The 19873-nt window shown below is 63.9% G+C and carries 23 protein-coding genes; 11 read left to right on the forward strand and 12 right to left on the reverse strand.

Translation table 11 applies throughout. The features are described 5' to 3' along the window. The first annotated feature begins 75 nt into the window (after nucleotides 1-75). Genes AC239G_RS14570 through AC239G_RS14585 form a run of 4 tightly spaced genes read left to right on the forward strand, consistent with a single transcriptional unit; the run spans nucleotide 76 to nucleotide 3645 of the window. Nucleotides 76-879, forward strand: a complete 804-nt coding sequence (locus AC239G_RS14570; protein WP_487489164.1) for a DsbA family protein — start codon at nucleotides 76-78, stop codon at nucleotides 877-879. Continuing rightward, nucleotides 879-1616 carry a DsbA family protein gene (locus AC239G_RS14575; RefSeq protein WP_487489165.1) on the forward strand — a complete coding sequence of 246 codons (738 nt, stop codon included), beginning with the start codon at nucleotides 879-881 and terminating at the stop codon, nucleotides 1614-1616. The genes AC239G_RS14570 and AC239G_RS14575 overlap by 1 nt, the downstream gene beginning before the upstream one ends. Further along, nucleotides 1616-2467, forward strand: coding sequence for a cytochrome c biogenesis CcdA family protein (locus AC239G_RS14580; protein ID WP_487489166.1), 852 nt, complete (start codon nucleotides 1616-1618; stop codon nucleotides 2465-2467). The genes AC239G_RS14575 and AC239G_RS14580 overlap by 1 nt, the downstream gene beginning before the upstream one ends. Further along, nucleotides 2467-3645 (forward strand): hypothetical protein, encoded by a 1179-nt coding sequence (locus tag AC239G_RS14585; RefSeq protein ID WP_376905846.1) that lies wholly within the window; start codon nucleotides 2467-2469, stop codon nucleotides 3643-3645. The genes AC239G_RS14580 and AC239G_RS14585 overlap by 1 nt, the downstream gene beginning before the upstream one ends. 46 nt (nucleotides 3646-3691) lie before the next feature. On the opposite strand, the gene AC239G_RS14590 is transcribed toward AC239G_RS14585, so the two are convergent. The 3 genes from AC239G_RS14590 to AC239G_RS14600 form a co-directional block, all read right to left on the reverse strand. Further along, the gene (locus tag AC239G_RS14590) at nucleotides 3692-4987 is read right to left on the reverse strand and encodes an MFS transporter (RefSeq protein ID WP_487489167.1); all 1296 of its coding nucleotides are present in this window, start codon (nucleotides 4985-4987) and stop codon (nucleotides 3692-3694) included. Nucleotides 4988-5151: 164 nt separating this feature from the next. Beyond that, nucleotides 5152-5385 (reverse strand): hypothetical protein, encoded by a 234-nt coding sequence (locus tag AC239G_RS14595; protein WP_487489168.1) that lies wholly within the window; start codon nucleotides 5383-5385, stop codon nucleotides 5152-5154. 277 nt (nucleotides 5386-5662) lie between these two features. Further along, nucleotides 5663-6322 carry a DUF998 domain-containing protein gene (locus AC239G_RS14600; RefSeq protein ID WP_487489169.1) on the reverse strand — a complete coding sequence of 220 codons (660 nt, stop codon included), beginning with the start codon at nucleotides 6320-6322 and terminating at the stop codon, nucleotides 5663-5665. A gap of 139 nt (nucleotides 6323-6461) precedes the next feature. Here AC239G_RS14600 and AC239G_RS14605 point away from each other — a divergent pair, with 139 nt between their 5' ends. After that, on the forward strand, nucleotides 6462-6944 hold the full coding sequence (locus tag AC239G_RS14605) for a MarR family winged helix-turn-helix transcriptional regulator (RefSeq protein WP_487489170.1): 483 nt from the start codon (nucleotides 6462-6464) through the stop codon (nucleotides 6942-6944). Between the two features lie 13 nt (nucleotides 6945-6957). On the opposite strand, the gene AC239G_RS14610 is transcribed toward AC239G_RS14605, so the two are convergent. From AC239G_RS14610 to AC239G_RS14620, 3 genes are read right to left on the reverse strand one after another with little or no spacing between them, the layout of a single operon-like run. Further along, entirely contained in the window at nucleotides 6958-8100 is a 1143-nt protein-coding gene (locus AC239G_RS14610) for an aminotransferase class V-fold PLP-dependent enzyme (protein ID WP_487489171.1), read from the reverse strand. Nucleotides 8101-8144: 44 nt separating this feature from the next. After that, nucleotides 8145-9026, reverse strand: a complete 882-nt coding sequence (fdhD, locus tag AC239G_RS14615) for a formate dehydrogenase accessory sulfurtransferase FdhD (RefSeq protein ID WP_259357491.1) — start codon at nucleotides 9024-9026, stop codon at nucleotides 8145-8147. A gap of 14 nt (nucleotides 9027-9040) precedes the next feature. After that, a complete protein-coding gene (locus AC239G_RS14620; protein ID WP_181270673.1) occupies nucleotides 9041-9574 on the reverse strand; it encodes a MogA/MoaB family molybdenum cofactor biosynthesis protein in 534 nt (177 codons plus the stop codon). A 304-nt stretch (nucleotides 9575-9878) separates the two neighbouring features. On the opposite strand from AC239G_RS14620, the gene AC239G_RS14625 reads away from it, so the two are divergent. The 4 genes from AC239G_RS14625 to AC239G_RS14640 all read left to right on the forward strand — a co-directional run bounded on the left by AC239G_RS14625 (nucleotide 9879) and on the right by AC239G_RS14640 (nucleotide 12803). Next, nucleotides 9879-10358 carry a DoxX family protein gene (locus AC239G_RS14625; protein ID WP_487489172.1) on the forward strand — a complete coding sequence of 160 codons (480 nt, stop codon included), beginning with the start codon at nucleotides 9879-9881 and terminating at the stop codon, nucleotides 10356-10358. A 167-nt stretch (nucleotides 10359-10525) separates the two neighbouring features. After that, nucleotides 10526-10972 (forward strand): MarR family winged helix-turn-helix transcriptional regulator, encoded by a 447-nt coding sequence (locus tag AC239G_RS14630; RefSeq protein WP_487489173.1) that lies wholly within the window; start codon nucleotides 10526-10528, stop codon nucleotides 10970-10972. Between the two features lie 62 nt (nucleotides 10973-11034). After that, nucleotides 11035-12240, forward strand: a complete 1206-nt coding sequence (locus tag AC239G_RS14635) for an LLM class flavin-dependent oxidoreductase (RefSeq protein WP_487489174.1) — start codon at nucleotides 11035-11037, stop codon at nucleotides 12238-12240. Continuing rightward, nucleotides 12237-12803 carry an NADPH-dependent FMN reductase gene (locus AC239G_RS14640; RefSeq protein ID WP_487489175.1) on the forward strand — a complete coding sequence of 189 codons (567 nt, stop codon included), beginning with the start codon at nucleotides 12237-12239 and terminating at the stop codon, nucleotides 12801-12803. The genes AC239G_RS14635 and AC239G_RS14640 overlap by 4 nt, the downstream gene beginning before the upstream one ends. On the opposite strand, the gene AC239G_RS14645 is transcribed toward AC239G_RS14640, so the two are convergent. Genes AC239G_RS14645 through AC239G_RS14665 form a run of 5 tightly spaced genes read right to left on the reverse strand, consistent with a single transcriptional unit; the run spans nucleotide 12791 to nucleotide 17942 of the window. After that, nucleotides 12791-13672: a citryl-CoA lyase gene (locus AC239G_RS14645; RefSeq protein ID WP_376905857.1), complete on the reverse strand. Its 882-nt coding sequence runs from the start codon at nucleotides 13670-13672 to the stop codon at nucleotides 12791-12793. The genes AC239G_RS14640 and AC239G_RS14645 overlap by 13 nt on opposite strands. Further along, entirely contained in the window at nucleotides 13669-14883 is a 1215-nt protein-coding gene (locus AC239G_RS14650; RefSeq protein WP_376905858.1) for a CaiB/BaiF CoA transferase family protein, read from the reverse strand. Before AC239G_RS14650 ends, AC239G_RS14645 begins: the two co-directional genes overlap by 4 nt. Then, entirely contained in the window at nucleotides 14880-16385 is a 1506-nt protein-coding gene (locus AC239G_RS14655; RefSeq protein WP_487489176.1) for a tripartite tricarboxylate transporter permease, read from the reverse strand. Before AC239G_RS14655 ends, AC239G_RS14650 begins: the two co-directional genes overlap by 4 nt. Nucleotide 16386: 1 nt before the next feature. Continuing rightward, nucleotides 16387-16965, reverse strand: coding sequence for a tripartite tricarboxylate transporter TctB family protein (locus tag AC239G_RS14660; protein ID WP_376905861.1), 579 nt, complete (start codon nucleotides 16963-16965; stop codon nucleotides 16387-16389). After that, the gene (locus AC239G_RS14665; RefSeq protein WP_376905862.1) at nucleotides 16962-17942 is read right to left on the reverse strand and encodes a Bug family tripartite tricarboxylate transporter substrate binding protein; all 981 of its coding nucleotides are present in this window, start codon (nucleotides 17940-17942) and stop codon (nucleotides 16962-16964) included. The genes AC239G_RS14660 and AC239G_RS14665 overlap by 4 nt, the downstream gene beginning before the upstream one ends. A 120-nt stretch (nucleotides 17943-18062) precedes the next feature. On the opposite strand from AC239G_RS14665, the gene AC239G_RS14670 reads away from it, so the two are divergent. Further along, complete coding sequence (locus tag AC239G_RS14670) at nucleotides 18063-18404, forward strand: universal stress protein (RefSeq protein WP_487489177.1); 342 nt, start codon at nucleotides 18063-18065, stop codon at nucleotides 18402-18404. Continuing rightward, a complete protein-coding gene (locus AC239G_RS14675) occupies nucleotides 18397-19167 on the forward strand; it encodes an IclR family transcriptional regulator (RefSeq protein WP_376905865.1) in 771 nt (256 codons plus the stop codon). The genes AC239G_RS14670 and AC239G_RS14675 overlap by 8 nt, the downstream gene beginning before the upstream one ends. Before the next feature lie 80 nt (nucleotides 19168-19247). Here AC239G_RS14675 and AC239G_RS14680 read toward each other — a convergent pair whose 3' ends face one another. Continuing rightward, nucleotides 19248-19871 carry a TetR/AcrR family transcriptional regulator gene (locus AC239G_RS14680; RefSeq protein WP_376905866.1) on the reverse strand — a complete coding sequence of 208 codons (624 nt, stop codon included), beginning with the start codon at nucleotides 19869-19871 and terminating at the stop codon, nucleotides 19248-19250. Between the last annotated feature and the right edge of the window lie 2 nt (nucleotides 19872-19873).

The following is a 19873-nucleotide window of genomic DNA, read 5'->3' on the forward strand; positions in this document are numbered from 1 at the left end:
GTAAAATTGGTCCTAGACCCCCCTGCCGATCCCCACTCACGGGCCCTCGGCCCTTATCGTCCTTCGGAGGAATCTGTGCTCAGGTCGGAACGCGGCCCCATGTTCTGGCTCGTGCCCATCTGCATCGTCGCCCTCGCCGCCGTTCTCATCGGCCTGGTGGTCATCAACAAGGACGACACCTCCGGCTCCGCTGCCTCGGAGACATCCGATGGCTCTGCTGATTCGTCCGGCGCGAGCGGCTCCGGGGATGGAACCGGTCAGACGAGCGACGAACCGGACTTCAGCTTCCTCGAACGCCACGACGACAAAGACACTCGCGCCGTCGGCGATGACGACGCCCCGGTCACCCTCATCATGTACTCGGACTACCAGTGCCCGTACTGTGCGACTTGGAACGACGAGACCCTGCCGGAGCTCATGGACTTTGTCGACGACGATGACCTGCGACTGGAGATGCGCGACCTCGCGGTCTTCGGCGAGGCCTCCGGAACAGCCGCCCGCGCTGCCTTCGCCGCCGGCGAGCAGGACGCCTACCTCGAATTCCACAACGCTCTTTTCGAAGACGGCAAACACCGTTCGGAATCGAAGCTGTCCCAGGATGCACTCATCACCCTCGCCGAGGACCTCGGCCTCGACGGGCAGCAGTTCCACCAGGACATGAACGCGGTCACGGCCCACGACGACCTCGACACCAATTCGTCGGAGGCCCAATCCATCGGAGTCATCAGCACGCCCGCGTTCATCATCGGCGGCACCCCCATCCTCGGGGCACAGCCGACGCAGGAATTCGTCGACGCCGTCGATGAAGCCCTCGCCGAGGCGGAGGCCACCGACAGCGCGGACGGCGCGACTCCCGCTACCTCGGCCGGACAGTCCTGATGGCCAAACACGCCGCACCCAGGGTGCACGTCCGGTGGTGGATCCCCATCCTCGTCATCGCCGTGGCCGCCTCCCTCATCGCCCTCATCCTCGTCAACGACACCGGTGAGGACTCCGCGCCCACCGCCGGGTCGACCCCGGAACCGAACCCCGTCGTCACCGAGGTCGAAGACCCAGAACAGGCCGACGTCGACCAAGACGCCACCGCCAAGGACGTTGACCCGCTGGCCGATGGACCGGCCGACGCCCCGGTCACCCTCGTCGTGTTCTCCGACTATCAGTGCCCGTTCTGTGCCGCCTGGAGCAAGGACACCCTGCCGCAGATGCTCGAGTACGTCGACGAAGGGGATCTGCGCATCGAATGGCGTGAGGTCAATGTCTTCGGCTCCGCCTCGGTGCAGGCTGCGAAGGCCGCCTATGCGGCCGCACTGCAGGACAAGCATTGGGAGTTCCACGCCGAACTCTTCAAAGACGGTGAACCCCGCTCCCCCGGTGAGCTCACCCCCGAGGCACTCATCGAGGCGGCCAAGACGGTCGGTCTCGACGTCGACCGGTTCACCAAGGATATGAACGCGAAATCCACCGCCGAGGCGGTCGAGGAGAACGCGTCCATGGGCACCGACCTCGGCGCGTTCTCCACCCCGACATTCCTGCTCAACGGCCAACCGTACGTCGGTGCGCAGCCGACCGACGTCTTCGTCGACGCCATCGAAGAGGCGAAGAAGGGAGCCAACTGATGGACATCACCCTGCTCAGCGCGTTCCTCGGCGGAGTGCTCGCCCTGCTCAGCCCGTGCGCCGCCCTCCTGCTGCCCGCGTTCTTCGGTTCCACCGTCGGCACCGGCTCGAAGCTGGTCGGCCATGGTCTCGTCTTCTACCTCGGCATGCTGCTCGTGCTCATCCCGCTGGGCATGGGCGCGGGCACGCTCGGGTCGCTGTTCTCCGACCATCGCAGCCTCATCGTCGGCATCGCCTCGGCCGTGCTCATCATTTTGGGGCTGGTTCAATTCTTCGGGTTCGGTTTCGATCCGGCGAAGTATCTTCCCGGCGCCGAGGCGGCCCGCACCAGATCGTCGACCGCGACGGGATGGACGAAGACATTCCTGCTTGGGGCCACGAGCGGGATCGCCGGAGTCTGCGCGGGACCGATCCTCGGTGCCGTTCTCACCTTGGCCGCGGCGAAGGGGCATATCGTCCTCGGCGGGCTTATGCTCGCCATCTACGGGGCGGGCATGGTGGTGCCGCTGTTCATCATCGCCGCCCTCTGGTCTCGGTTGGGCGCACGCGGGCGGAAGGTGCTGCGCGGCGGTTCGATCACGGTCTTCGGTCGTCAGCTGCCGGTCGTGTCGATGGTCACCGGGCTGCTGCTCATCCTCATCGGTGTGGTCTTCTGGGTCACGAACGGCCTGGTGTCGGCACCGTCGGTGGTGTCGACGAGTTCGCTGGCAAGGATGCAGGAGTGGGTCGGTTCGTGGTCGTCGACGACCGTGGACATCGTGGTCGTCTGCGTGCTCGCAGTGGCCGCGCTGGTATGGTGGTTCCTCCACGAACGCCGCCGGATGCGCAAGGCCGCTAAGGCGAGGCACTGATGCGCACTCGCAGAATGTCCGGCCTGGCGGCCGGAGCGGCGACGCTCGCGCTGGTGCTCAGCGGGTGTTCCTTCGGCAATACACCGGAGGACTTCGACCGCAACCCGGAGACGGTCGGCACCGATCTTGAAGCAGCAGACACGTCGGGTCTACAGCTGCCGCTCATCGTCGAACCGCTCGAGCTCGTCGAACCGGGCTGGGATCTGCCCGTGCAGTCAGCCGGTTCCGTCTTCCTGTCCGCCGATTCCGGCGAGGAATCACTGATGTACTCGGCGGTGGACACGAAGGGAGGACAGTTGTGGCAGGCCGAGCGTCCGCGCGGGTGCACCGGCTTCACCGTCACCGCCGACGGAGACACTCCCCTGGCGGTGCTCACTGATTCGGAGTCGAGCACGGACTGCGACGACGATGTCACCGCCAGTGCCTATGACCTCAAGTCCGGCAAGAAGGCGTGGGGACCAGTCGACGTGCCCGGCCCGCTGCGTGGCCCGGGCGCGGTCTTCGCCCCCGAGGACGCCCCCGCGGACGGAGCCGTCGTGCTCGACCCTGCTGCCGGGGAACCGGCCGACGATTCGGACGGCGGGAACGCGGGCGGGGTGCGCCACCTCGGCGAGTATCAGGGCCTGATCCTCGACATCAAGGACGGCAAGCTCGTGGCCAGCGAGGATGGGACGACCGCGTGGGAGCATTCGCTGGCCGACAACGGCTGGGATGCCGAGAAGCTCACGGCGGCTGCGGGCGCGGCGACCGGGGAAGGCTTCATCCACCTCGATGCCGGTGACGGGGTCGGACCGGTGTTCGATCGGGAAACCGGCGATCTGCTCGATGACGATGCGCGCGGGGTTGCCCGTGATGCGAATACGCAGGCCGTGGTCACGCTCGGGAAGTCGGGGATCACGGTCATCGACGATCTCGGGAAGACTGAGCAGCCGGTGTCTGTGCCGCAGTCGGTGCACCTCGAGGCGGCGGCCGGTGGGCTGCTGTATCTGCGTGAAGGCGGGAAGCTGCGGGTGCACAATGCGACCACCGGGTCGTTGGCGCGCGGCTATAAGGCCGGCGAGTCGGGCATCGTCGCGATCCCCGATGTCTTCACAACTGCGGGCGTGGGCACCCTGCGCGCCGGCGACCGAACTCTGCTGGCCACCGATCGCGTGGTCGAGGACTCGGGCGAGGGGTAGTTGCCGCTGGCAGTGGCCGCGGCCGCGCTGTCACCGGCCTTTGTCGTCAGCGGCGGGAACTCACACGAATGAGGATGAACGCGAGGATCACGCACAGCACATAAGTGATGCCGACGGTGATCCAGCCGAGGACGAAACCGCCGGGTGAGCCGACGATGACGCCCATGAGCAGCGGGCCCAGAGCGAAGCCGAAGAACATTCCCGCCGTGACCATGCCGCTGGCCGAGACCATCGAGGATGCCGGGATCGCACGCATGAGTGCGGCCATGAGCACGACCGAGACGCCGAGCGCGGAGATGCCGTGGAAGGCCACGGCGACCCAGACGAGCAGAGCCCACCCAGCCGCGTCGGCGATGAGGAACAGCACCGCTCCGACCAGGGCGATGAGGGCGAGGACCAGAAGCAGGCGCGGCCCCGAGGCGCCTTTGGCCATGCGTCTGGCCCAGGTGACGCGGGCGATGACGCCGATGACGCCGGCCAGTGCAGCCGTGGCACCGCCGAGGACGAGGTTGAACCCCATCTCCCGCACGGCGAAGAGCGGTATGTACACGTTCGTCGCCTGCACGCCGATGCCGTTGATGAGCCCAAACAGCGCCAGGGCCCACACCATGCCGGGGTGCTTGGCCGGACGGGTGGGGGCAGGTTCGGGTTCGGTGTGGGCCGCCTCGGCGGGGGTGTCGGTTGTGTCGGTCTGGGCGTTGTCGTGGTCGGCCGCCTCGTTGGCGGTGTCGGTTGAGGTTTTCGGAGCGGTCAACAGCGGGGTGGTGCGCAGGGAATACCAGGTCATCGCGAGCAGGATGAGCGGGATGATCGCGACGGTGAGTGCCGCGCCGCGCCAGCCGATGCCGAGCGCGAGGACGGGGAAGGCGAGGCTGGCGACGAGCTGGCTGACCTGGACTCCGGACTGTTTGATGCCGACCCAGCCGATGCGTTTCGAGTCCGGGACGCGCTCGAGGAGGATCCGATTGGTCACGCCGTTGGGGAAGGATTGGGCGATGCCGGACAGGGCGGCGGCAAGCAGCAGCATCCAGAATCCGTCGGGCACGGCCACGAGCACGAGGGCGAGGGTGGCGAGGACGAAGATGAACGCCATGAGGGAGAGGTCGGTATGCCGGTCGGCGAGACGGCCGAGGGTGGCGTTGCCGATCGCGGCGGCGCCGAAGCAGGTGGTGGCGAGCAGGCCGAAGTGGGCTTCGGAGATGCCGAGCTCGGCGATGATGGAATCGCTCGTGGCGCTGAGGCCGTAGAGCATGATGGGCCCGGCGGCGACGGCGCCGAGGAGGACGGTGAGAAGACCGATGCCAGGTGTCTTCTGATCCGGTTGCTGGCCCTGGTCGGCCATTGTCCACCTCCTGTCGCCGGCATGCTTCAAGTCAGCATGCTAGCCGGAGGCTGACGACGGGTGTTGCGGTGCCTCAGGAGCGGTTATGCAATCGCGGTGGCACAGCGCTACGGGGGCAGAACGGGTGCAGGTTTGGGCAGGTCTGTCGCGGATTCCTCCGCGGTTCAGCTTTTCGAGCGCCGCACCGAAGATCGGTAAGCCAAGGCGATGTCAATGGCGAGGATGCCCGCACCGCCGACGAAGACGGCGAGCGCGACCGCCACCGGATGTGCTTCATTCCATGCCAGGAGCCCACACAGTACGGAGGCGAAGATGACGATGAGGGCACCGTTGCGGAATCGCCGGACCAGGCCGGCCTTCTCATCCGAGTTCTCAACGGCCTGCAGCGTGTAGGTCATCGTCACTCCATCTCGTTGTCGGCATCTCCGCCAGGTGCGGTCGGAATGCGCCGGGGTCTGTCAGCCGCGCCCGTTCCAGTCACACCGGACAGGCACCGACAGCAAGATTAGCCTGCGAGTTCGGGCTCGGATTGCCACATGAAGAAATTGTTGAATGTTTCAGAATTTTCACAAAAGCCGTACTACCGCGACCGGCTGGGCCGGACGCCTGCTCGCCCCTGGCAAACGTCCGATCGATCGTTATGACTGTGTTACCGAACTACTGAGGGTTCGAGGCTCAGCGCCGGGACAGGTCGGGGTGCGGGACGATCCGGTAGACCCAGAGGCAGCTGACGAGCAGCCAGGCGAATCCGGCGACGACGGCCAGCCACAGCAGACCTACCCCGATCGGGGAGGCAGACAGCGCGGCCCCGGCGAGGAACGCGACGACCACGACGACGCCGAGGATGCGTGACAGTGCGGCGCGGCCGCGCTCGCCGCGACGAGCGAAGGTGCCGGCCAGGATGAGTGCCGCAACGGTCAGGCCGATGAACTGGGCGGCGCCCATGACCAGGTGCAGGATCCCACCGGTGGTGGCGGTCGCCTCGGCGGCGGGAGGGAAATCGGCAACGGGGTCGGGGCGGAATACCCCGGCGAGCACGAGCGCGGCGCCGGCGATGATGACGGCGATGCCGGTGCCGCGTGACCGGTCGGTGGGCGCGCGCAGCAGTCCCCACCCGGCGACGATGACCATGATGCCGGTGAGGGCGAAGTTGAGGATCTGGAGCCAGCCGCCCTCACCGAGGCTGAGCAGACTGAGCGAGTGACGGGTCAGGTCGAATCCGTCCCTGGTCAGGGCAAGGATGAGGCCGAACACGATGCAGAAGGGACCCGCGACGACGCCCCACCCGAGCATCGATCGGGTGACTGCGGCACGGACGTCGAGACCATCTGACATACTATTACGATAAACGAAATATATTGAAACCGAAAGAGTTTGCTGCGTGCGGGTCTGGACTAGATGCGGGTCTGGACTGAATGTGGGTCTGGCGATGGCGGCGCACTTCTTCCCCGCCGAAGACTGAGAGGATGTGGACATGAGCGATCCCGTTCCCGAGGTCCCCGAGATCAACTCGGGCGACTCCCCGATGTGGCGCGTACTCGACCGCTATCGGGAGCTCGAACTCCAACTGGCGATCTTCGGCCAACACCTCAGCGCACGGCTGGGGATGCGTCCGATCGATCTGCAGTGCTTCAACCTCGTCCACCGTCACGAGGCTGTGACGACCGGTGAGCTCGCGCGGATGCTCGCGCTGCCGCCGGCGACGACGACGGGCATCATCGATCGGCTCGTGCAGCAGGGCTGGGTGGTCCGCGAGCGCTCGGAGACCGACCGGCGCACCGTCGTCGTCCGCGTTGATCCGACTCGTCTGCCCGAGCTGTTCTCACAGTTGGCGCCTTTGGGCGAAGAGCTCGGTGCCGGGTTGTCCGGGCTCGATGACGCGGCCCTGGAGACGATTGCCGGCTTCCTCGATCACGCCGCCGAGGCGACCCGCAGAGCGACCGGGAGCCCGGAGTAGCCACCCGCTCCTGTCAGACGGTCGCCGTGTCCGTCACGGCGTTGAGCGCCGTATCGACGTCGGACTCGTCGTTGAAGAGGTGGAAACCGAAGCGCATATTCCCTCCGGCCTGCGAGTACCTGACCCTGGCCGCGTCGAGTCGGTCGGGGGCACCGGGCCAGGACCGGTCGACGATCCCGAGTTCGATCGACACGATCGCCGAGTTCGACTCTGCAAGGCCGAGCCCGGTTCTGAAACGGTTGGCCAAGGCGATGTCATGAGTGTGGATCTGGTCGATGCCGACGTCGAGCAGCAGTTCGAGCGCTGGAGCCGTGCCGACCCACGAGTGCCAGGCCGGTGAGATGTCGAAGGCACGAGCACCGTCGGCCAGATGCATCGGCATCCCGTAGCTGGCCGCTCCCCCGGCTGCGAACCAGCCTGCGGCCAGAGGCTTGAGCCGGTCGAAGAACTCCGCACGGCGAGGATGGGAGCCGTCGGCGGCTATCGCTTGCGACGGCATCGTGAGGAACGCTGTCCCGCGCGGGGCGCACAGCCACTTGTAAGCGGCAACGGCGAGGAAGTCGACCTCGGAGGCGTTAAGCGGCAGCCATCCGGCCGCCTGCGTGCCGTCGAGGACGGTGAGCGCTCCGACTTCGCGGGCGGCGCGGGTGATCGCTGGGATGTCGGCGACTTCGCCGGTCGCGGACTGTGCGGCGGAGAAGGACACGAACGTCGTGGACTCGTCGACCGCCTCGGCGAGGGTATTCAGCGGCGCGGTGCGCACCCGCACCCCACGGTCGGCGTGGACGGCGAACGGGTAGACCCCAGAGGTGAACTCGATGTCGGGGACGAGGACCTCCGCACCGTCGGGCAGCGCCGCGGCGATCGGGGCGAGCAGTTGGGATACGGCGGCCCCGGTGGCCACCTGAGCTGCAGGAACGCCGACGAGGCGACCGAAGAGTTCACGGCTGGTGTCGACCGATTCCGCCCATCGCGGCCAGGGCACGCTTCCGACCCGCCACTCGTCGAGGGACCGTTGCAGCGCATCCCATCCGCGCCGAGGCGGCGGACCGTAGGAGCAGGAATCAAGGAAGGCCGTCTGCACGTCCCATTCGGTGTGTGCCTGCGCGATGGTCAGGCGGGAGGTGAAGCCGGTGGGATCGTCATTGATGTCCATGCCAGCGAATCTAGCACCGGAAAGGCGGGGCCGCCTCGGGGAATTCAGGCCACGCGTTCTGGATACGAGTACGCGTTGAACTTGCCCTTGCGGTTGAAGCCGATAACGCTCACGCCGACGTCCTTGCCGTAGTCGACAGCCATCGCCGAGGGGGCGCTGACGGCCGACATCATCGGGATGCCTGCCATCGCGCATTTCTGGACGAGTTCGAACGATGCCCGCGCGGACACCTGCAGGACGGTCGATCGCAGCGGCAGGCCACGGTTGGCCATGGCCCAGCCGATGACCTTGTCGACGGCATTGTGCCGGCCGACGTCCTCGCGACCGACGAGCAGTTCGGGTTCTGTGTTCGGGTCGTCACCGACGGCGAAGAGCGCCGCAGCATGGACTCCGCCGGTCTTGTCGAAGATCTCCTGCGTCTGCCGCAGCCGATCGGGCAGCTCACCGATCCGGGCGGCGGAGAGCAGCTGCGGGAACTCGTACTCCCCCTGGTCCTCGACATGAAAAGCGGCGGGGATGAGCGGGAACGCGGAGGTCTTCGTCACCGCATCGGCGGCCGCGGTTCCGCAGATCCCGCACGAGGATGAGGTGTAGACGTTGCGGGCCGGAGCCGTCTCTGGATTCCAGATCCCAGGAGCCAGACGCACTTGGGCGACGTTGTAGTTCCGGCTGCCATCGGGGGCGAGCCCGGCGGAGAAATTGACCTCTTCGATATCGTCCATCGAGGTCACGACCGCCTCAGAGAGCAGATAACCGGCGATGAGTTCGACGTCGTGTCCGGGGGTGCGCATGGTCACGGTGTACTGCTCACCGTTGAGCTGGATCTCCAGCGGCTCCTCGCCTGCCAGGGAATCCGGACCGGCCGAGATCTCACCGGTGGCGTCGAACTTATAGACCCGGGCTCGCACGGCCTTGCGCATCTGCATTCTCCGTTCCTCTCTCAGACCCGGGGGCCGTGGTCGGTGGTGTCCTCGACGGAGGTCTGAATGTGCTCAAGGAGGTCGTCGATGACGGTGATTCCGTCCTTGACCCCGCCCTTCGAACCGGGGAAGTTGATGACGAAGCTGCGTCCGCGCACTCCCGCGACTCCGCGGCTCATCACCGCCGAGGATGTCGACTCGAGACCCTTGCGCCACATCGCATAGATGAGGCCCGGGGACTGGCGCTCGAGGAGCTCGGCAGTGAATTCCGGAGTGCGATCGTCGGGAGCGAGCCCGGTGCCGCCGCTCGTGACGATGACGCGAGGACGGTCGGCTTCCGGAGTGTCGACAAGGAGTTGCTTGAGTGCGTCGCCAACGGGTTCGCCGTCGCGGACGACGATAGCCTCGGGAGTCTCATAACCGCGGCCGCGCAGCCAATCGACGAGGATCGGACCCGTCGTGTCCGCGGCCTCTCCCCTGGCCGCCGAGGTGGAGGCAATGATGACCGCAGCCTTGCGTCCCGCCCCGAGGAGCTCGCTGTTCTCTTCGCTCACCTATCTGCCCTCTTCCCAATCAGTTTCAATCGCACCCGTAAGCAGCACATCTGGTACGTGCGCCCGCTCGCGATCCCTGCGCTCACCCACGAGGCACGGTCTTGGCCACCATTGTCCCACTCCGATCGGGGATGACCAGAGACGGCACGACCCCGAGTCGCGGGGAAGAGACGGCAACGCAAGGGACGAATCGTTGAGGGCTGCTCTCGCTGCTTTGCCTCGTTGGCGATAAGGGATTGCCAGCGTATTGCCATGTTCGGCACATACCGTGTGATTGCAATTTCAACCAATCATGGAGATCACCGTGTACGCAACGACCGGACTGCCGACCTTTGCCCGCGACATCATCACTCTCATTGCCCGGATCGGCCTCGGCGCGATCTTCATCGCCCACGGGTGGCAGAAGTTCAATGAGTGGACCATCGCCGGAACGAGCGATTCGTTTGCGCAGATGGGAGTGCCGATGGCCGATATCGCGGCCCCGGTCGCGACCTTCGTCGAACTCATCGGCGGAGCACTGCTCATCCTCGGTGCGCTCACTCCCATCGTCGGATTCCTGCTGGCAGCCAATGTCATCGGCGCCCTGATCATCGTCCACCTCACCCCGACCCCGTTCGTCGATCAGGGAGGCTGGGAGCTCGTCGCCTCACTGGCCGCAGGCGCTCTGCTGATTGCCGCTGCAGGTCCTGGCCGCCTGAGCATCGACCGCCTCCTCTTCACCGGCAAAGCTGGCAAGGGACGTAAGCGCTCGAGCGCATCTCGCGCCGTGGCCGCCGACGCCTGAGCTACAGCAAACGCCAGGCACTTGGCTTGCCCAACGCCGTCACCACCCTCGCCGCGGACCATTCCCGACCCCTCGCACGCCGCAGGTAATGTGAGGGCAGGTCGGGATAGCCGCTCGCGGCGATCACGACGCCGGCGGCCACTACGCAGTCAGGAGAAGGAGAAGCGGTGGAAGATCTGAGCCTGAGCACGCTGATCTGGCTGCGCATGGCCCGCTTCGTCCAGAACAGCAACCAGCTCTCCAATGAGCACCTGCGGCAGTTCGGGCTCACCGTCGCCCAGTTCGAAGCCCTTGCCCATATCCGCAATTTCGAGCCGATCACGCAGTCCGCTCTCGCCGAAGGACTGACCGTCAGCAGCGGCGGGATCTCCCGCATGCTCGCCCGGCTCGAGTCCGAGGGCCTGATCTCTCGCGAACAGGACTGGAAGACCAAACACATCTCGCTGACACCCAAGGGCCGCGAACTCCTCGAACGGGCGTTTCCCTCGCAGCAGGAACAGCAGGCGTCTTTGTTCGACGATTCCTTGAGCGAGGACGAGAAGGTGCAGCTGCACGCACTGATGAAGAAGCTCTACGACACCAGCCGGAAGCGCGGCGAGAACCCGCGGGAATAATCCCGCGGCCGTCTCAGTTGACATGGCAAATGACATTTTCGTCACCGTCACGAGGAGACACCTTGAGCGAGTCCGCGCAGCTGCACACCACCCCTCAGCAGCATTCCGAAACGACTGAATCCCTGCCGTCACAGCAGCCGAACTATATGCACGAATTCGGTTTCGACCAAGGCCAGGGACTGCAGTTCGGCATCTACAGCCTCGGCGACCATCTGCCTGACCCGCACGACGGATCACGCGTCGACGCCGGCCAGCGCATCCACGAGTTCATCGGCTACGCCCAAGCCGCCGAGGCGGCCGGACTCGACTTCTTCAGCCTCGGCGAGAGCCATCAGGAGTTCTTCGCCTCGCAGGCCCATGCCGTCATCCTCGGTGCCATCGCCCAAGCCACGGATACGATCCGCATCGGCAGCTCCTCGACGATCCTGTCGACCTCGGACCCGGTCCGGGTATTCGAGAACTTCGCGACGATCGATCTCATCTCCGGCGGTCGTGCCGAGCTCGTCGCCGGTCGCGCCTCGCGGGTCGGTCTGTTCGAACTCCTCGGCTACGACCTGCGCGACTACGAAGAGCTCTACGAGGAGAAGCTCGATCTGCTGCTCAAGATCAACCGCGAACAGCAGGTGACCTGGTCCGGGCAGTTCCGAGCTCCGCTCAACGACGCCGAGGTCCTCCCCCGCCCCACCGGGCAGGCGCTGCGCATCTGGCGCGCCGTCGGCGGGGCACCGGCGAGCGCGGTGAAGGCGGGACTGGCCGGGGTCCCCATGGTCATGGCCCACCTCGGCGGGACCACCTCGGTGTTCAAGGGCACCGTCGATGCCTACCGTCGCGCGGCCGCGCATGCCGGATTCGATCCGGCCACATTGCCGATCACCACGGCGGGATTCTTCCATGCCGCGGAGACCTCGCAAGAGGCGCTGCAGGCGATGTATCCGCACATCAACGAGGGGATGAAGCGCACGAACGGGCAGGGCATGCCCAAGCAGCATTTCGCGCAGAGCGTCCACCCGGCGAGCATCGCGAACATCGGCAGCGCTCAGCAGATCATCGAGAAGATCCTCCACCAGCATGAGGTCTTCGGTCATCAGCGCTATCTCGCACAGGTCGACTTCGGCGGGATGGCCTATGCCGACGTGATGAAGCAGATCGAGATCATCGGCACCGAGATCCTGCCCGCCGTCAAGAAGTACACCGCGACCGCGCCGACCGATAAGCAGACCGGGGCCGCCGGCTCTGCGTTCGACTCCGCCGAGGAGGCACGGTCATGAAGCTGGTTCTGCTGTCCGGCTCAAACGTCGGAACGAAGACCCGGACCGTGATCGATCACCTCGCCGAGGCGGTCACCACCTATGACTCCACCATCGAGCTGAGCGTCATCGATCTGGCCGAGGTGGACATGGTCTTCGCCGACGGCCGGAACTTCACCGAGTACACCGGCGACACCGGTCGGGTGGCCCGGGACCTCATGGACGCCGACGCGATCATCATCGGCACCCCGATCTTCCAGGCCTCGATCCCGGCGGCGCTGAAGAACGTCTTCGATCTGCTGCCGACGAGCGCCTTCCTCGACAAGGTCGTCGGCGTCATCGCTACGGCGGGGTCGTCGAAGCACTATCTCATTCCGGCTCAGCACCTGCTGCCGATCCTCAGCTATATGAAGGCGCAGGTCGTCCAGCCGTATGTGTTCGTCGGCGAGAGCGATCTGCACCGCGGCGAGATCGTCAGCCACGACGTCCTGCAGCGTCTCGACCGCCTCGTCGAGGACACGGTCGTACTCACCCGCACTTTTGCCTCGATTCGGGAGGAGCGGGACGCCGCCTACGGGTTCTGATGAGAAACCTCGGCACCTTGTTCCTCGCTGGCTGGCCCGCTGTATGGAGCAGTGAGCGGCGGCGGTAGTGGTCCTTTGATTCTTCTGGCACCCTGACGCTCTTCCCACGCATGTGCCAGGATCCCCACGGATCGACTGAGCACGAAGAGTCCACGTGCGAGCTCAGCCGGACAACCCAACGTCGCATAGATGATTGCAGTCGCCCCGTCGATATTCATCGGAACCGGAGCCTTTCGCCCCTCGGCCAGCGCAGCCTCGAGCGCAAGGCCGCAATCGAGCACCTCAGAAGCAACGTGGCCTTGCTCAATCGCCTCCTCAACCAGAGCAATCAATGCGTCTCTGCGCGGATCTCTGGTATGGAAGCGATGCCCGAAGCCTGGGATAAAGGCTTTGCGAGTTCGATAGTCGGCAACGATCGAGCGCGCCACATCAATCGCATCTCCCTCTCCCGCGGTGATTCTGCCTCGCATCTGTTCGAGTATTTCGACGCACTGCTGCCCAGCACCGCCGTGGACGTCACCGAGGGTATTTGCTCCGTTGGCCATCGCATTGTTGAGTCCCACTCCACAGGTGATCGCCATCCGCGCGCTCGCAATCGACGGGGCCTGGGGACCATGATCAGCCGCTGAGAGGAGAGCCGCGTCCAACAGTCGAGCCTCCACCGGCGCCAGCTCACGCCCCGTCACCAACAGCCAGATAACCTTGGTGAAAGTCGAACCTTCGATCAGAGCTTCGATCGGTCGGCCGCGATATTCGATCACATTCGGTTCGATGCGACTGACAGAGGTCGCCCACCACTGGCGCACCTTTTCCACCTGCTCAGCGGCTGGGTCATTGGTCTTCACTGACTCTCCCGCATCTTGAGTCATGCGATACCTCCCTGATCACGCATTTCGTCGATCTGCTCTTGGCCGAGTCCCGCCTCGGCGAGAACCTGTTCTGTGTGTTCGCCGAGGAGAGGCGGACCCGAAAGCGGGGCGCTGATGTGCCCATTGACGCGGATACCGTTGCCGAGGACGGAGAGCGGATTGTCTTCGTCGACCGGATTGGGAACCTCGTGGATGAGGCCACGTCTGACGACGTGTTCGTGACTGAGCACCTCTTCGACCGTCAGCACGCGGCCAGCGGGAACACCGATTGCGGCAAACTTTTCTTCCCATTCCACAGCCCCCTGTGATGCCAGGGCTTCTTCAAGCTCGGAGGTCAGTTGCCCGCGATTAGTCTTGCGCTGTTCACGCTCAGAGAATCTCGGATCGTGAATGAGGTCCTCCCGGTTGAGACACCGGCACAGGTCTTCGAACTGTTCCTGCTTGTTAGCGGAAATGTTGATCTCACCATTGCCGGTCCGGAATGTTCCTGACGGAGCTGCCGTGAAGTTCTCATTGCCCAGTGGAACCGGAGTCGTGCCCGCCACCAGATAGTTCGAAACCACCCACCCCATCGCTGTAATGGCCGTCTCGAGCATGGACACGTCGATGGCGCTGCCACGCCCGGTCTGACCGCGATTGACCAGCGCCGAGGAAATCGCGAAAGCCGCAGCCATGCCCCCGAGAGTGTCGGCGACTGGGTATCCAGCACGCAACGGACCAGTCTCGCTCGTGCCAGACGACGCCATCATTCCCGACAGGCCCTGAACAATCTGGTCATAAGCCGGGCGGTCCCGAAGGGGACCAGACTGGCCGAACCCGCTGATCGCGCAGTAGACGATCCGCGGGTTGAGTTCGAAGAGCTTCTGCTCGCCGAACCCCAGACGATCAAGTACTCCTGGGCGAAAGTTTTCCAGCAGAACGTCGGACTCTTCGATCAAAGCAGTGAGGGCCTTTTTTCCGGCTTCAGTCTTGAGGTTGATGGCAATGGAACGCTTGCCGCTGTTCTGAGCAACAAATGACGCCCCGAGACCCTGGGAATTCAGAGGCTCTGAAGCTCCAAGAGTCCGAGCGAGATCGCCGCCTCCCGGAACTTCGACCTTGATCACATCAGCACCGGAAAGGCTCAGCTGATAGGCCGCAAAGGGACCGGCGAGGACATTTGTCATGTCGAGTACACGCACGCCGGTGAGTGCCCGATGGGAGGACGTCATAGATCGGATCCTTTCTTCTGACGCAGTTTCGTGATTCCCGCAATGATTACTGCGGCGATCATCACGAGGTAGAGGACTATTGATATTCCGCTGTCGAACAGTGCGCCCACTGACCCCTCGCTCACAGCCAGGGTTCGTCGCAGCTCGGTCTCCGCCAATGGGCCAAGGATCACAGCGATGAGCACGGGCGCCACGGGTACGTCGTACCGTCTCATCAGCAGACCAACGAGTCCGACGCCCAGCATCAGCGCGACATCGACGACGGAGGCGCTTGTCGAATACACCCCCAACGCGCAGAACATAGCGATTCCCGCGTAGAGGTACGGCCGCGGAATCAGCAGAAGCTTCGCCCACAACGGAGCGAAGGGAAGGTTGAGGATGAGCAAGACAACCAGTCCGATGAATAACGAAGCAAGAAGTGCCCATGTCAGGTCGCCGTTACGCTCGAACAGCAACGGCCCAGGCTGCATCCCATATTGCTGAAATGCTGCCATCATGATGGCAGCAGTCGCCGAGGTGGGAAGTCCCAAGGTGAGCAGAGCTCCCATGGCCGTGCCAGAGGTCGCGTTGCCTGCCGCTTCAGGTGCCGCGACACCTCGGATCGCACCGCGCCCGAACTCGGGCTCCGACGATTTGCGGTCGATGCGCCGCTCGTTTCCATACGCGAGGAATGTCGGAATCTCCGATCCGCCCACGGGGATGACGCCGAAAGGCAATCCAAATGCGGTCCCGCGCAACCAGGCCGGAAGAGCCTTCCGAAATTCACCGCGTGAGAGGAATGGGCGACGTCCGGCAGAGAGCGAACCGGTACTGGAGCTGCGACCGCCACGGGACGCGACATAGAGCACTTCGCCAAGTGCAAGCAGGCCGACGGTGATGACAATGATGTCAATTCCGTCGAACAACTGTGGGACGCCGAAGGTGAACCGAGACGCTCCCGATTGGGAGTCGATGCCGACGACGGCCAAAGCCAAGCCGAGGACGAGCGCGGCCAGTCCCTTGACAAATGATTCTGCGACGACTGCCGATGTCGCTACGAACGCGAAGACTGCCAGTGCGAAAAATTCGGCTGGACCGAAATAGGTAGCCAGCACCGCCATCGCCGGCGCCATGAACGCGACAATAGTTGTTGCGATGAGTCCGCCGGTAAAGGCCCCTATCGCTGAGGTGGCGAGCGCTTGAGGAGCACGCCCGGTCAAGGCCATTCGGTGGCCCTCGAAAGTCGATGCGATCGCCGAGGAGTTCCCGGGGGTATTGAGAAGGATCCCCGAGATCGAGTCGCCGAAGAGTCCGCCGTAGTAGACACCGGCGAACATGATGAAAGCCCCTGTGGGATCGAGGGTGAAAGTGATCGGCAGCAGAAGAGCGACTGCCATTGCTGAGCCGAGTCCGGGGAGCACGCCGACGGCGGTGCCGAGCAGAGCACCGATGAAGACCCACAGAAGGTTGATTGGTGCGAGAGCAGTCTCGAACCCGCCGAGGAGATGAGTAAGGGTATCCATGTCAGAAACCTCCGAGGAATCCGGTCGGAAGTGGCAGTCCGAGTCCACCCACGAACGCCAACTGCACAATTGCTGACATTGTCAGAGAAACGAAGGCCGAGGTGAACATGCTCTTAGCGCCGAGCCCCGTGGCTACTCCGAAGACGAGCAACGCTGCGCTGAGCAGCCATCCCAGCACGTTGAGAAGAAGTATGAAGGCAATGAAGCTGATGACGACGATTGAGATCATCTTCCAGTTCATCTGCTCGTCCTCGCCCTTGCCGTCACCGCTCTCTGATGAGTCCGCCGTTGAGATGGTCGCGTCACTGCTCACCAAGCCACCAGACACGCTCAGTTCTGACGGACGACGAACAGCAACTGAGCGTCGGTCGGCGAGGAATTGCCGCATGCTCTGGACGATGAGCACAAGGACTACGGCGTAAGCGACGATGGTGATGATTGTGGGAAAGAAGCGAGGACCGGGTGATGCCACAGACTCCGGCACGTTCATCGTTACCAGTCCGATGGTCAGGTAGATCGCGACACCGAGAACCAACACCGTCAACGGAAATGAAGCTCCGGCGTATTGTTTTTCGCTCATAGTCCCAGCTCCTCGATGGTCTTGGTGACCCGACTGGTCTCGCTCTCGACGAACTCGCGAAACTCTTTGCCTTCCTGATAGGCATCGACCCATTTGTTCCTCTTGAGAGCGTCCTTCCATTCCGGTGTCTTCACGGTCTCGGACAGGATGGCCGTTAGCTCAGCCGCGTCTTCGGCGTCGAGGCCAGCAGGCGCCACTGCTCCTCTCCAGTTGGGGAGGTACGCCTTGTAGCCGGCCTCGGAGAAGGTCGGGCCATCAACGCCAGCAACGGCTTTGGGCGACGCGATGCCGAGAAGACGGAGATTGCCTGCGGTCACCTGATCGGCGAACTCGTTATACCCGCTGACTCCTACGGTCACGCTGTGAGAGAGCAGCGCGGACACCGCTTCACCTCCACCAGCGAAAGGAACATAGTTTACTTCGGAAGGATTCACACCGACTTCCTGTGCAAGTAGTCCGGCGAGCAGATGGTCAGTTCCGCCCAGAGACCCTCCGCCAAAGGACACGGCCCCTGGGTCTTCCTTCAGCGCGGCTACCAGATCGTCGAGTGTTTTCAATGACGAATCGGCTGGAACGACTATGGCTTCGTAGTCGTCTGCGAGATGGGCGATTGGGGTGGTAGCAGTGAGATCGTGCGGCGAATCGTTGACCACGACTCCGCCGAGCATCACAGTCCCGGTGATCATCACAACATCACTTTGTCCGCGCATCTGCAGAAGCTGCTCCAACGCAATCGTTCCCGCGGCGCCGGGCACATTGACGACCTGCGGATTCGAAACGATGCCATTTTCGCGCATTGCTGCTTGCAGTTCACGGGCCACTGTGTCCCACCCTCCCCCGGGTGCTGCACCGACCAGCAGTGTCAGCGCTGTGCGCGCCCCCGAGGCGGATCCGCTGATCGCGGCTTGAGTGCCCGCCGCCAATGTCAATGGAATGCTCAGACCGACGGCTAGCCATTGGCGTCTGGTGATTGCCATTCCTGTTCCCTTTCTCGTCTGGATCTTCATTGCCCATTCGTCTTGGCAACGGTTAAAGTGGAGCACACGTTCCGAACAGTGATCAACAAATTCCGTACAACGGAACTCTAGGAGTGAGCAATGACAGTCCTGTGCGTAGTCAACGACAGCGATCTGGGCGTGGAGGTGCTACGACTCGGACACCTCGCCGCCGAGTCAACGGGGCAGCCGCTCATTGTCGCGGCAGTCGAACGGACCCGGCACCCGAAAACCCCTGATGCCGAAGTTGTCTTCCTTGCCGAACATCAGGACGAGTCCGACGCTGTCCTCGATCTCGCAGCAGAGCACGACGCGAGCCTGATCGTCATAGGCGTCCGGAGACGTTCACCAGTCGGAAAATTCCTCTTGGGAAGCGCGGCTCAGAAGATAATTCTCGAAACACCGATTCCGGTACTCACCGCAAAGGAACCAATCCGTGGCTGAGCCGTCCAACGCCTCCACTATTCGGAGCATTTCGCGCGCATTCGCCCTCATTCGCTGCTTCTCCCCCGGAGTCGAGTCTCTTACATTGCAGGAACTCGCCGCGCAAGCCCAGATCCCGAAAAGCACTGCAGTGCGGATTCTCGGAGCACTTCGTGCCGAAGGCATGATCGAGCATGATCCGCTTACTCGCACCTATGCCCCGGGGCTCGGATTCCTCCATTGGGCCCAGATTGCCGGGCATCGGTGGGGAGTCCCGGCTGCGGTGAAAGCCCTCATGAATGACGCGGTCGCCGAGCGCGGGGAGTCTGTCAGCCTCTACATCCGCTCCGGAGATTCGCGCATTGCGATCGCACACGTTCCCGGCACACGGACTTTGCGACACGTGATCTCGGTCGGCGAACCTATGCCGCTGAGCGCGGGCGCGTCCTCATGGATACTGCTCCAGTCGGCACCACCGGAGATTGTCGAGCGAGTTGAACGTCAGCTCCGCGACCGCCGAGCTGATTTCACCGCACAGGAGAGAATTGCGCAGAGCATCAGACAGGGGTACGCAGCCAGTCGGGGCGAGCGTGAAATCGGCGTTGCCGGAGTCAGCGTGCGCATCGATCTCCCCGACGGACGACCTGTAGGTGCCTTGACCTTTGGAGGCCCCACCACCAGGATCGGTTCATCGGAGGCAGCAGAATTCGCGAAATGTCTGCAGCAAATAGCACCACAAGTAGGTGAGCACCTGAGCACCCGCGGCAGTGTTGCCGACCAGTGAGCTGCAACAGCCATCGGCGAACGAGAATTCAGGTTTCGAACTCGACGTGGACCGAATGTTCGAAAGATGCCTGAAACTGTTCATCGCAGGCCTTGCAGATGCAGAGCCAGAAGCTCGCGAGCACGCTCGGGGGCCAGGACCTCGGGGTGCAGCGCCGAACGCAGGGTCAACCCGTCGATGAGGGCAGCGAGCGTCTCGGCTTCGGCTTGAGCGTCGAGGCCCGCATGCAGGACCCCGCGGGCACTCATACTCTCAACGACTCGGGCCATGAGATCACGAGTGCCGCGCACGGACGTTTCGAAGACGTCGGCAAGCTCTGGTGTCGTTCGAGCCTCCTCTTCGAAGGCCAGCCACACCACTGACTCCCGCCGCCGTGTCTCGTCGAGCGGCAGCAGTTCGGAGAGGAAGTCGACCGTCAGCTCTTTGGCCTGATCGTGATCGATGTTCCCGGAATCGAGTTTGGGAAGCATGTCGGCCAGTCGTGTTTCCAGCCGAGCCCCGACACGCTCGACGAGGGTTTCGAGCGCGAAACGCACGATCCCGTCGGCGCCGGAGAAGTAGTGCCTGATGGAGCCGATGGCCAAGCCGGTTTCATCGGAGATCGTCCGCAGCGAAACCTTGGAGAGTCCCTGTCTGAGGACGATGGCGAAGAGCGCATCGGCGATGAGCTCTCGGCGTTGAACAGGGTCGACGAATTTCGGCATAG

This window comes from Brevibacterium sp. Lmc1, from assembly GCF_057654315.1.